Source organism: Actinomyces lilanjuaniae (assembly GCF_003606385.1).
In the GTDB taxonomy this organism is placed as follows: domain Bacteria; phylum Actinomycetota; class Actinomycetes; order Actinomycetales; family Actinomycetaceae; genus Actinomyces; species Actinomyces lilanjuaniae.
The window spans coordinates 477,165-488,192 of the sequence record NZ_CP032514.1 but is presented as its reverse complement, the minus strand read 5'-3'; the positions used below and the strand labels follow the sequence as shown (position 1 = coordinate 488,192).

General features: G+C 71.0%; 10 protein-coding genes. 8 read left to right on the top strand and 2 right to left on the bottom strand.

The window, feature by feature from the left end; translation table 11 throughout:
* Positions 1-119 precede the first annotated feature (119 nt).
* From D5R93_RS02085 to D5R93_RS02050, 8 genes are all read left to right on the top strand, one after another.
* Positions 120-2,006: an ABC transporter ATP-binding protein gene (locus D5R93_RS02085; RefSeq protein WP_119836332.1), complete on the top strand. Its 1,887-nt coding sequence runs from the start codon at positions 120-122 to the stop codon at positions 2,004-2,006.
* The gene (locus D5R93_RS02080) at positions 2,006-3,742 is read left to right on the top strand and encodes an ABC transporter ATP-binding protein (RefSeq protein ID WP_120203515.1); all 1,737 of its coding nucleotides are present in this window, start codon (positions 2,006-2,008) and stop codon (positions 3,740-3,742) included. The genes D5R93_RS02085 and D5R93_RS02080 overlap by 1 nt, the downstream gene beginning before the upstream one ends.
* 92 nt (positions 3,743-3,834) lie before the next feature.
* A complete protein-coding gene (locus D5R93_RS02075) occupies positions 3,835-4,425 on the top strand; it encodes a class I SAM-dependent methyltransferase (RefSeq protein ID WP_120203513.1) in 591 nt (196 codons plus the stop codon).
* Positions 4,426-4,697: 272 nt separating this feature from the next.
* The gene (locus tag D5R93_RS02070) at positions 4,698-5,696 is read left to right on the top strand and encodes an ion transporter (protein WP_205570079.1); all 999 of its coding nucleotides are present in this window, start codon (positions 4,698-4,700) and stop codon (positions 5,694-5,696) included.
* Between the two features lie 225 nt (positions 5,697-5,921).
* A complete protein-coding gene (locus tag D5R93_RS02065; RefSeq protein WP_120203510.1) occupies positions 5,922-6,380 on the top strand; it encodes a phage holin family protein in 459 nt (152 codons plus the stop codon).
* Positions 6,377-6,931 carry a DUF3618 domain-containing protein gene (locus D5R93_RS02060; protein WP_120203508.1) on the top strand — a complete coding sequence of 185 codons (555 nt, stop codon included), beginning with the start codon at positions 6,377-6,379 and terminating at the stop codon, positions 6,929-6,931. The genes D5R93_RS02065 and D5R93_RS02060 overlap by 4 nt, the downstream gene beginning before the upstream one ends.
* Positions 6,928-7,245 (top strand): DUF3618 domain-containing protein, encoded by a 318-nt coding sequence (locus tag D5R93_RS02055; RefSeq protein WP_120203505.1) that lies wholly within the window; start codon positions 6,928-6,930, stop codon positions 7,243-7,245. The genes D5R93_RS02060 and D5R93_RS02055 overlap by 4 nt, the downstream gene beginning before the upstream one ends.
* 249 nt (positions 7,246-7,494) lie before the next feature.
* On the top strand, positions 7,495-7,698 hold the full coding sequence (locus D5R93_RS02050) for a DUF3073 domain-containing protein (protein WP_119836434.1): 204 nt from the start codon (positions 7,495-7,497) through the stop codon (positions 7,696-7,698).
* A 365-nt stretch (positions 7,699-8,063) separates the two neighbouring features.
* Here D5R93_RS02050 and purM read toward each other — a convergent pair whose 3' ends face one another.
* Both purM and purF read right to left on the bottom strand, forming a co-directional pair.
* Positions 8,064-9,218, bottom strand: coding sequence for a phosphoribosylformylglycinamidine cyclo-ligase (gene purM, locus D5R93_RS02045; RefSeq protein ID WP_120203503.1), 1,155 nt, complete (start codon positions 9,216-9,218; stop codon positions 8,064-8,066).
* Between the two features lie 93 nt (positions 9,219-9,311).
* Positions 9,312-11,000: an amidophosphoribosyltransferase gene (gene purF / locus D5R93_RS02040; RefSeq protein WP_119836433.1), complete on the bottom strand. Its 1,689-nt coding sequence runs from the start codon at positions 10,998-11,000 to the stop codon at positions 9,312-9,314.
* Positions 11,001-11,028: the final 28 nt, after the last annotated feature.

Genomic DNA, 11,028 nt, shown 5'->3' with positions numbered 1-11,028 from the left:
CTGTAGAGAAAGGCTCTCCGGCCCTCCTCGACCACCTGTAGCACCTACCGGGCAACGCGTCGGATATCACGAGGCCGTCACCACCGCAGCACGCCCTGCTGGGGTAGCCTGCTAATCTCATGCCCTCTTTGACCTCCGTCCTCCCTGCACCTGACACCCCCCTGCCTCAGCCGCCCGCCACCGGAGCCGCTGCTCTCATGCGGTGGCTCCTGCGCCGGGCAGCCGTCCCCATTGCTGTCGGCGCCCTGGCGGCCACGGTCTCCAACGTCATCCAGGCCATCGTGCCCGCCTTCCTGGGGGCGGCCCTGGACTCCGGTATTGAGGACGGCCTCAACGCCCGGGTCTGGGGCATCGGCCTGCTGCTCCTGGTACTGTTCGTCGTCTACGCCGTCGGGGACACCGGCATGTCCTACTTTGGTGTCATCGCCTCCATGCGCACCACCTTTGACGTGGACAGACTAGTAGGCCGCCAGGTCTCCATCACAGGCAGCTCCCTGCCCCGCCAGGCCTCTACCGGCGAGGTCGCCTCCATCGTCGCCTCCGACGCCCAGTACCTGGGGCAGTTCGTCAACTCCGTGCCCCAGCTGGTTGGCGCGGGGCTCAGCTTTGCCGTGGTCGCCGTGCTCATGCTGAGGACATCAGTGCTCCTGGGGACCATTGTCATCGTCGGCATGCCCCTGGTGGCCTGGGTCGTCACCCTGGTCATCAGGCCTCTCCAGCGCCGCCAGGCCGTCCAGCGCGAGGCCCAGGCCGAGGTCACCACGGTGACCACAGACACCGTGGCGGGCCTGCGTATCCTGCGCGGCATCGGTGGGGAGGAGGTCTTTGCCCAGCGCTACCGGGACGCCTCCCAGGAGCTGCGCCGCCGGGGTGTGGACGTGGCCCGCCCCCAGTCGCTCCTCATGAGCCTCCAGGTCCTCCTGCCCGGCCTGTTCGTGGCCATGGTCGTGTGGGTGGCCGCGCGCATGGCAGTCTCGGGCACCATCACCGCCGGGGAGCTGGTGACTTTCTACGGCTACACCGCCTACCTGGCGTGGCCGCTGGCAGTCTTCTCCATGGCCGTGCAGAACTTCACCCGGGCGGTGGTGGGGGCACGCCGCCTGGCCCGCCTGCTGCACGTCACCCCGGCCGCCGGGACCGTTCCCGAGCGGCTGGACCTCGACCCCTCCCACGGCGAGCAGGTCAGCGGGGACCTGGTGGACACCGCCAGCGGGGTGCGCCTGGCCCAGGGGCGGATGACCGCCCTGGTGGCCCCCGACCCGGACGTCTCCGCCGGGCTGGCCACCCGCCTGGGCCGCTTCACCGACGCCGGACCAGCCGTGACCCTGGACGGGCGGCCCCTGACGGACATGCCTCTGGAGGGGGTGCGCGCCAGCGTCGTCGTCTCCGGCGCCACCGCCCAGCTGTTCACCGGCACCCTGCGCGAGGCCCTGGACGTGCGCGAGGGCCCCGTGCCCCAACCCGTGGACGTGCGCACCCTGGTCCAGGCCGAGGCACGCCGGGAGGGCGTGGCCGACGTCGACCAGCAGGTACGCCCCCAGCCCCGCCACGTCCTAGGCGACGAGCGCCTGGAAGCGGCTATCGAGGTCGCCGACGCCGCTGACGTGCTTACCTCCCTGGAGGAGGGCCTGGCCGGGATGATTACCGAGAAAGGACGCTCGCTGTCCGGCGGCCAGCGCCAGCGGGTGGCCTTGGCCCGCGCCCTGCTCACCGAGGCGCCCACCCTGGTGCTCATCGAGCCGACCTCTGCCCTGGACTCCCACACGGAGTCCCGCGTGGCCCGACGCGTGGCCGCGGCCCGCCGGGGCCGCACCACAGTCGTGGTCACTGCCTCCCCCCTGGTCCTGGAGGCCTGCGACGAGGTGGTCCTCCTGGCCGACGACGGCACGCAGCGCCTGCGCTCCACCCACCGCGACCTGCTGGCCCGCTCCCGGGCCGGGGAGCCCGCTGCCCAGGACTACCGACGTATCGTGGCCCGGGCCACCGGCGAGGAGGTGAGCCGCTGATGGCGCTGCCTGTGGCGCCCGGTCGGGTGGCGATGCGCAAGACCTTTGGCATCATGGCCTCCTACCGCTGGCGCTTCGTGGTCGCACTGATCCTGCAGATTCTGGGGATCCTGGCCCCTCTGGTGGCGCCCCAGCTGCTGGGGCGCCTGGTCTCGCGCGTGTCTGCCGGGACCGCCACCGTCGGCTACGTGGACCGGGTGGTCCTGGCCATCGCCGTCGTCACGCTCGTGGGCGCCGTGGTCAACCGCTACGCCCAGATGTACGCCCGCACCCTGGGGGAGTCGGTCTTCGCCGACCTGCGCGAGCGCATGATGGGCCGGGTGGTGCGCCTGCCCCTGAGCGCGGTGGAGACTGCAGGCACCGGGGACCTGGTGGGGCGCACCACCAACGACGTCTCCCGCATCGAGTTCCTGGTGCGCGTGGGCATCCCCCAGATCATGGTGTGCACGGTGACGATCACCTTCACCCTGGTGGCCGCAGCCGTCTCCGACCCGCTGCTGGCCCTGGGGCTGCTGGTCATCGTCCCCCCGGTGTGGGCGATGATGAGCTGGTACCTGCCGGTGTCCGTGCCCGCCTACCGTGCGTCCTCGGCGGCCTACGCACGGCTCAACGGGGCGGTCTCCGAGACGGTGGACCACGCCGAGACGGTGGACGCCCTGGGCATGGGGGCACGCCGGGAGGTCACCATCCTCACCGCGGTCACGGAGGCCTGGTCCCTGGACCGCTACACCGCAGCCCTGAGGGTGCGCCTGTTCATGGTGCTCGACGTGGCCTGGCGGGCGCCGGTGGTGGTTATCCTCCTGTGGGGCGGGTTCCTGGCCGCCCGTGGCTACGCCTCACTGGGGGCGATCACCACGGTCAGCCTCTACGCCATGGAGCTGCGCAGGCCGGTGGGCCAGCTCATGTTCTGGATCGACCAGGTCCAGATCGCCCAGGCATCCCTGTCACGTATCCTCGGTGTGGAGGAGGTGCCCGAGGACCGCTCCCCTACCGGCGAGCAGCCCGCCGACAGGCGCATACGCCTGCACGACGTGCGCTTCTCCTACCGGGAGGGCACGGAGGTGCTCCACGGCATCAGCCTGGACCTGGTCCCGGGCGAGCGCCTGGCGGTGGTCGGCCCCTCCGGCTCGGGCAAGTCCACGCTGGGGCGGATGCTGGCGGGCATCAACCCGCCTACCTCCGGCGAGGTAACGGTGGGAGGGGTGCCCCTGACCGACCTGAGCGAGGAGGAGCTACGGCGCAACGTCGCGCTGATCACCCAGGAGCACCACGTGTTCGTGGGCTCGGTCGCCGACAACGTGCGCCTGGGCAGCCCGCAGGCTGAGGACGCGACGATCCGGGGGGCTATCGAGGCTATCGGGGCCAGCGGCTGGGTGGACAACCTGCCCCAGGGAATGGACACGATGGTGGGCTCAGGCCACCTCGCGCTGAGCCCCGCGCAGGCCCAGGAGCTGGCGCTAGCCCGGTTGGTGCTGCTGGACCCGCACACGCTGGTCCTGGACGAGGCCACCTCCCTGCTGGACCCCCACGCGGCCCGCGCCCTGGAGCGGACCCTGTCTACCGCCCTGGCCGGGCGCACGGTGGTGGAGGTCGCCCACCGCCTCTACACCGCCCAGGACGCCGACCGGGTGGCTGTGGTCATGGACGGGCGCGTGGTCGAGCTGGGCACTCACGAGGAGCTGGTGGCCCTGGGCGGGGAGTACGCCAGCCTGTGGGAGGCCTGGAGCCAGGAGTGAGGGCCGGGCACGTCCCTCCTCCCAGCCTCCCAGGCAGGCCCTGCGCAGACCACTGCACCCACGTCACAACCTGTCGATGCTATCCTGAGCAGATGCGTCCCTCCCGCGCCCTGGCCACGTCCCTGTCCGCCCCCGCCGAGCAGCGGCGCTGGAGGTACCAGGTGCTCCCCACCCTGCGGGGAACCGTGCTCGACGTGGGCGCCGGGTCCGGGATCTGTGGCGCAGCGCTTGACCCGCGGGCGCACTGGCTGGCCCTTGAGCCCAGCCCCGGGCGGCGTCTGGCGGCCGCTGTCCGCGCCCGTTCCCGCTCCCGGCTGCTGAGCGCCACCGCCGAGCAGATCCCTCTGGAGGACGGCAGCGTCGACGCCGTCATCTGCTCCACCGTCCTGTGCTCGGTCACCGACCCACCACGTGCGCTGACCGAGATCCTGCGGGTGCTGCGCCACCACGGCAGGCTCGTGTTCTTCGAGCACGTCGCCTCCGCGCCCGGCACGGCCGCCCACCGTGCACAGAGGCTCGTCCGGCCCCTCACCCGGCTGCTGGGCCACGGGTGCGACCCGTGCCGTGACACGGCGGCCACCATCTACCGGGCGGGGTTCTCCGCCGTGGAGCTGGAGACGCTGCGCACCGGTGGCCCCCTGGGCGGTCTCGCCCCGGTCATCCGGGGGCAGGCGGTGCGCTGAGGCCCCGCACGCTGAGACCCGGGCTCCGCCGTGCGAGGTGCTGGGACGCACCAGGGCAGCACCTCCCGCCCAGCCCCCACCCCCAGGCTGCCAGGCACCGGCTTGTCCTCTAGGATCGTCTCCTGCTCAGGACCGTCCGGGCACGGTGACCAGTGCTGGCAGTACTGGCCGACGCAGGTCGTGCGGTCTACGCGCCGACCCAGGACCGGGCTGAGCAGCACGACAGGCACGCTCCATCGGGCTGCCCCGGACAAGCGCCTCAGGAGTGATACGTGGCTCAGACCAGGACCGCTGCAGGACCGATGCCAGCAGGCCCCGAGGCGCTCGGAGACGCTGCCGCCCCGGTCCAGGGCATCCCCGCCCCAGAGGGCAGGACCGCGGCAGGCCCGTCGTCCCCACCAGAGGAGACGCTGCGCCGCCCCTCCTGGCACCAGCGCCTTGAGAGGCAGGTGAGTGCCCCCCGGTTCCAGAACCTGGTCATGGCGGTCATCGTGGTCAACTCCGTGACGATCGGCATTGAGACGGCTGTCAGGCACGGGTCGGCGGCGCACCAGGTCCTGCGGGTGGTGGACCACATCTCCCTGACTGTCTTTGTCGTGGAGATCGTGCTCACGCTGGTGGCGGTGGGACCGCGCCGCTTCCTACGCAGCGGGTGGCACGTCTTTGACTTCCTGGTGGTGGCCGTCGCCCTGGTCCCCGGTGCCGGGCCGCTGTCAGTCCTGCGGACTCTGAGAGTCCTGCGGCTGCTGCGCGTCATCCGGTTCCTGCCCAGCCTGAGGCGTGTCGTGGAGGCGCTCCTCCTGTCCCTGCCGGGTATCAGCGCCATCGCCGTCCTCATGGTCATGATCTTCTACATCGCCGCCGTCATGGCCACCACCATGTTCGGTGAGGCCTTCCCCGACTGGTTCGGCTCCCTGGGCCGGTCCCTCTATACGCTCTTCCAGGTCATGACCCTGGAGAGCTGGTCCATGGGGATCGTCCGCCCGGTCATGGAGCACTCACCCTGGGCGTGGGCCTTCTTCGTCCCCTTTATCCTCATCTCCGCCTTCACCATGCTCAACCTGTTCGTCGCCGTCATCGTGGACACGATGTCCCAGGTCAGCAGCAGCGTCGAGCCCGAGCCGGCAGAGGCTGAGCCCGCCCTCGGGAGCGGGACAGCGACAGGCAGCAGGACGTCAGCGCAGACGGACCCCCTCATCATCACGCTCCTTGACGAGGTGAGGGCGCTGCGCCAGGAGGTCGCAGCCATCAGGACCCCTGAGCGCTCCTGAGCGCCCCTCCCGGGCCGCCCTCCCCCTCCCGGCGGCAGCCAGCAACCGCGCCCAGGCACTAGGGCTGCACATGCGTGCACCACCCCGTCCGACATCCGCTTTCACCCCTAGTGTGAAGATGTGAGATTCTTGTCGTGCGGGTCCAGGTCCGCACCAGCGGTACGCCGCGTCGCTCACGCCGCGCGCCGCACGCCACACAGAGCACACTGAGAAGGTCATCAACCCATGTCCCAGTACCAGCCTCCTGCTCCTCCGCCGCCCCCCTCGGGCTCCTCGGGCTCCCAGCCCACGCTCGGCGAGCTTGTCGCCCGCATCTCCGAGAACATCTCCCTGCTGATCCGCGGAGAGATCGACCTCGCCAGGGCCAAGGGTCAGCGCATGGCCAGGAAGATAGGCGTAGGAGTCGGGCTGCTGGCCGCCGCCGGCGTCGTGGCCCTCTACGCGGTGGGCATGCTGCTGGCCTCGCTGGCCCACGGCATCGGCGAGGCCCTGCCCCTGTGGGCCGGCTACCTCATTGTCGCCGTGCTCCTGCTCATCGTGGTGGCGGTCCTGACCCTCCTGGGGGCGAGGAGGCTGCGGGCGGCCAGGGCAGACACCCCCGCCCCCCAGGAGGGCCTGAAGAGCAGCGTCGAGACAGTCAGGACCGCTGTCGCCTCCGGCCTGGAGAGGGGGAACTCCCAGTGAGCACCACGAACGCCTCCCTTCCGGCAGGCCCGCAGCCCTCGGCGCCCCCGCCCTCCGGCGGTCCGTCCCCCACCACGGCGCAGCCTCCCCAGGCTCAGCACGCCCCTGCGGCTCCCTCCCGTTCCGTCGAGGAGATCGCGGCGGAGCTGGAGGCGCGCCGTCGCGCCCTGGCCTCCGACGTGGACGAGGTCGCCGCCAGGCTCGCTCCTGCCAGCCTCAAACGCATGGCTCAGGAGACGGCGGACACGGCGTCCGCCAGCCTGCGCAGCCGCGCCCAGGCCCTGCGCGAGCGGGCCGAGGAGCTTACCTCGCAGGCGGGGCTCACCTCCTCGCCCCGCTCGGCCTCCGCCTACGGGGGTGATCCCGGCACGCCACCGCTCACCGAGGCCGCACCAGGCGCTGCGGAGCCGCTCACCCTGCCCCAGCGCCTGACCCGCTTGCTTGACGACGCTCGCGACGGGGACCCGGTCTCGTTGGCCGTTGTGACCGCCGCGGGTCTCACGGTTGCCGGACTGGGCATCCTCACCCTGACCCGGGTGATCCGCTCATGAGCAGCACCACGGGACAGGACGGTCCCGCCACTACGCGCGAGCGGGTCCCCGAGCATATTGAGGAGCGTCTACGCGCCCAGCGCCAGGCGCTGGCAGCCAGCGTCGACGAACTGGCGGCTCGGGTTGACCCGCGGACCCAGGCCCGTCAGACCAGCCAGCAGCTGCGCGGCCGGGCAGAGGCCAGGATCGCCGTCCTGCGCCAGCGCGCGGAGGCCTACGGGGTCAGCACCGAGATGGCCGCTGCCCTCGGCGCAGCCGCCGTCGCCAGCCTGCTAGCGGCCGTGCTAACGGCCAGCAGGCTGGCGCGTCGCTGAGTCCTGCGGGAACGGTGGGCGCGACTGCGCAGCCGTCGCAGGACGGCGTCTGCGTCAGTACCGACCGCACACAGTGCTACAGAACCAACCGGGCCGCAACAGCCCTCAGGGTGGGAGTCACCACGGCTCTCCCCCCGGTGTACGAATGGTGTTCCCATACGTCAACGTTGTACGGTTGGCCCACGACATATTTGACCAGGAAGAGCGCGCCCACGAGCGCGCCGTGACACGTTGGAGGGGGTCGAGCCTATGGGGCGCGGCCGTCAGAAGGCCAAGGCAACCAAGGTTGCCCGCAAGCTCAAGTACTTCAGTCCAGAGACCGACTACGCGGCTCTCGAGCGTGAGCTCGTGTCAGCCTCGTCCGGCTCCGAGGCTGACGACGACATCGACTACGAGAAGCTGGCCGCCAAGTATGCCGTCGATGACGACGACTGGGATGAGGACGACAGGTAACCGCCACGGTGCGCGCGGGACCACTGGTCTCGCGTCTCCTCCGTCCAGGACCGTACTGCGTACAGCACCTGGCACCTCCTGGGTACCTCTTCTGGGAAAGCGGGGCCTGACCTTGCTCCCCCAGGGGACGTAAGACCTGACACGGCGCCGGATGTGCCGGTGACAGCAGCCTCGTCGTGACTGACTCGCCACCAGGTGTCAGTCACGACGAGGCTGCTGTCGCTGCGGCTGCCGCCACCGGCGTGGCAGTCGCAGGGACCGCTCCCGCGCGGCGCTGCTCAGCAGCAGCCGCTGTCAGGCTGCCAGCTCCACTACCACGGCGCGAGACCGCCCCTGCGACTCCCTTGAGCACTGTCTCCCACCTCTCAGCCAGTCACGTAGCTGCCATGAATATCTACTGCCCCGCCGTCGACACCCTTGGTTCCCGCGACCAGCCGCCCCAGCACCTGCCTGTCAGCGGCCTCGCTGACCTCCCCCAGGACCCAGGCCGGGATACCCGCCCCCTGGGCCACGGTCACCACTGCGTCGACTCCTCGCGCATCGACGACAGCCACCATTCCCACCCCCATGTTGAGCGTCGCCTCCAGGTCCTCCCAGGGCACCTGCCCCAGGGAACGCACCACGCTAAAGACCGGCGGGAGCAGCCAGGAGCTGCGGTCCACCTGTGCCACGAGCCCCGGGGGCAGCACACGAGCAAGGTTGGCCGCCAGCCCGCCCCCGGTGACGTGGCTGAGGGCGTGGATGGTCGGGGGCGCCGCCGCTGAGGACAAGGTGTCCAACATGGCCAGGCAGACACGCGCGTACAGGCGGGTAGGCTCCAGCAGCTCCTCACCCAGGGTCCGCCCCAGCTCGGGGACGTGACGCTCCAGGCCCCAGCCTGCCCGGGCGACCACGTGGCGCACCAGGGAGTACCCGTTGGAGTGCAGTCCGGAGGAGCCCATGGCCACCAGCACGTCGCCCGCGCTAACCCTGTCCGCCCCCAGGAGACGGTCGGCCTCCACCACCCCGGTGGCAGCACCCGCCAGGTCATACTCGTCGGGCCTCATCAGGCCGGGGTGCTCCGCAGTCTCCCCACCCAGCAGGGGGGTGTCCACAGCGGCGCAGGCCTGGGCGACACCGCGCACGATGTCCGCCACCCGCTCAGGCACGACGTGGCCGCAGGCAATGTAGTCGGTCATGAGCAGGGGCCGGGCGCCGACGACGACAATGTCGTCCACCACCATGCCTACTAGGTCCTGCCCGATCGTGTCGTGGATGCCCAGGGCCTGGGCCACGGCGACCTTGGTGCCGACCCCGTCGGTGGAGGTGGCCAGCAGAGGGCGGCGGTAGTCACGCAGGTCGGTGACGTCCACCAGCCCGGCGAAGCCACCCACGCCACCGACAACAGCAGGGTTCATGGTCGCAGCCACCGAGGCTCTCATCAGCGCCACGGCCTGGTCCCCCGCAGCCGTGTCCACCCCGGCGGCGGCGTAGGTGGCACCCGGGTAAGGGCCGTCAGAGCGGTTGGGGTCGTCAGTCATGAGGCTGGCTCCTTCAGTGGTCAGGGCCCGGCTGGGCCACGGGCACAGTGCTCGGGTTCCCGGCACCGGCCTGCCCAGCCCGGGACGAGGTCCTCATGACCCGGAGCCGGGCGGGCTGCCCAACCTCAGGTCAGGACGGGTCACGCCCTGGGGCGCAGCAGGTACCGCAGCCTCCACGAGGCCGTCCTGGCTGCGCGCACGGTCATGGTCCTCACGACCACGGCCCGTACGACCCTGCGGACGCCGCCGGTAGACGGCGGGGACCGGGCTGACCGGGATCGTGGCCACCGACGCCCCCGCCACCGGAGGAGGTACCGGGTAGTCGCCAGTGAAGCAGGCTATGCACAGGCTGTCACGCTGCTGGCCCGTGGCCTCCACCATCCCGTTCACGGACAGGAACCCCAGGGTGTCGGCGCCGATGGAGTGGCAGATCTGGTCCACGCTCATGCCTGCGGCGATGAGCTCGGCCCGGGTGGCGAAGTCGATGCCGTAGAAGCAGGGCCACAGCACCGGCGGGGAGGAGATACGTACGTGGACCTCCGCCGCCCCGGCCTCGCGCAGCATCCGCACCAGGGCGCGCTGGGTGTTGCCACGTACGATCGAGTCGTCGACGACGACCAGGCGCCTGCCCTCAATGACCTCACGCAGGGGGTTGAGCTTGAGGCGGATACCCAGCTGGCGCAGGGTCTGGGTGGGCTGGATGAAGGTACGCCCCACGTAGGCGTTCTTGACCAGCCCCTGCCCGTAGGGAATCCCTGAGGCCTGGGCGTAGCCGATGGCCGCAGGTGTCCCGGACTCGGGGGTGGCGATAATGAGGTCCGCCTCCACCGGGTGCTCCCGGGCCAGGGCAGCCCCCATGGCATTGCGGGCGGCGTTGACGCTGCGGCCCGCGATACGGGTGTCGGGGCGGGCCAGGTAGACGTACTCGAAGACGCAGCCGGCCCGCCTCGCAGCGGCGAAACGGGTGGAGCGCACGCCCTCGTCGTCGATCTCAAGCAGCTCGCCCGGCTCCACCTCGCGCACAAAGGTGGCCCCCACGATGTCCAGGGCGGCAGTCTCCGAGGCCACCGTCCAGCCGCGCTCCAGGCGGCCGAGCACCAGCGGCCGGATCCCCTGGGGGTCGCGGGCGGCGTAGAGGGTACGCTCGTCCATAAAGACCAGGGAGAAGGCCCCACGCAGCATGGGCAGGACCCGGCGTGCCGCCTGGTGCAGCGTGAGCGGGGCGGGCGCGGAGTAGGCCTGGGTCAGCTCCTCCTCATCGGTGACGCCGGAGACGACGACGTCGGCAGCGCTGTCCCAGCCCTCCAGGGCGCCTCGCTCGCCCACGAGGTTCATCAGGGCAGCGATCACCGCGGTGTCTGTGGAGGAGCCACGGCCGAGCTCGCCGGTGAGGTCCTCCCCGCTGGTGGCGTGGACGGCCTCCACAAGCTCGCGGGTGTTGGTGAGGTTGCCGTTGTGGGCCAGGGCGAGCGTGGAGCCTGAGGCCGGCCCCAGCATCGGCTGGGCGTTCTCCCAGGTGGTGGCCCCCGTGGTGGCGTAGCGTACGTGGCCCACCGCTATGTGCCCGCTGAGGTTAGTCAGGGCCAGGTCGTCAAAGACCTGGGAGACCAGGCCCAGGTCCTTGTAGACCAGGATCTGGGAGCCGTTGGAGGTAGCGATCCCCGCAGCCTCCTGGCCCCGGTGCTGCAGGGCGTACAGGCCGAAGTAGGTCAGCCGGGAGACCTCCTCCCCGGGTGCCCAGACTCCGAAAACGCCGCACTCCTCCGCAGGAGGGGAGTCCATCTCACCAGTGTGCACGCCCCCAGTCTCC

Excerpts from the sequence above, each read along its gene's own strand:
- D5R93_RS02050 (WP_119836434.1), top strand. The coding sequence starts at position 7,495 with ATGGGGCGCGGCCGTCAGAAGGCCAAGGCAACCAAGGTTGCCCGCAAG.
- D5R93_RS02085 (WP_119836332.1), top strand. The coding sequence starts at position 120 with ATGCCCTCTTTGACCTCCGTCCTCCCTGCACCTGACACCCCCCTGCCT.
- D5R93_RS02065 (WP_120203510.1), top strand. The coding sequence starts at position 5,922 with ATGTCCCAGTACCAGCCTCCTGCTCCTCCGCCGCCCCCCTCGGGCTCC.
- purF (WP_119836433.1), bottom strand. The coding sequence starts at position 11,000 with ATGGACTCCCCTCCTGCGGAGGAGTGCGGCGTTTTCGGAGTCTGGGCA.
- purM (WP_120203503.1), bottom strand. The coding sequence starts at position 9,218 with ATGACTGACGACCCCAACCGCTCTGACGGCCCTTACCCGGGTGCCACC.
- D5R93_RS02080 (WP_120203515.1), top strand. The coding sequence starts at position 2,006 with ATGGCGCTGCCTGTGGCGCCCGGTCGGGTGGCGATGCGCAAGACCTTT.
- D5R93_RS02055 (WP_120203505.1), top strand. The coding sequence starts at position 6,928 with ATGAGCAGCACCACGGGACAGGACGGTCCCGCCACTACGCGCGAGCGG.
- D5R93_RS02075 (WP_120203513.1), top strand. The coding sequence starts at position 3,835 with ATGCGTCCCTCCCGCGCCCTGGCCACGTCCCTGTCCGCCCCCGCCGAG.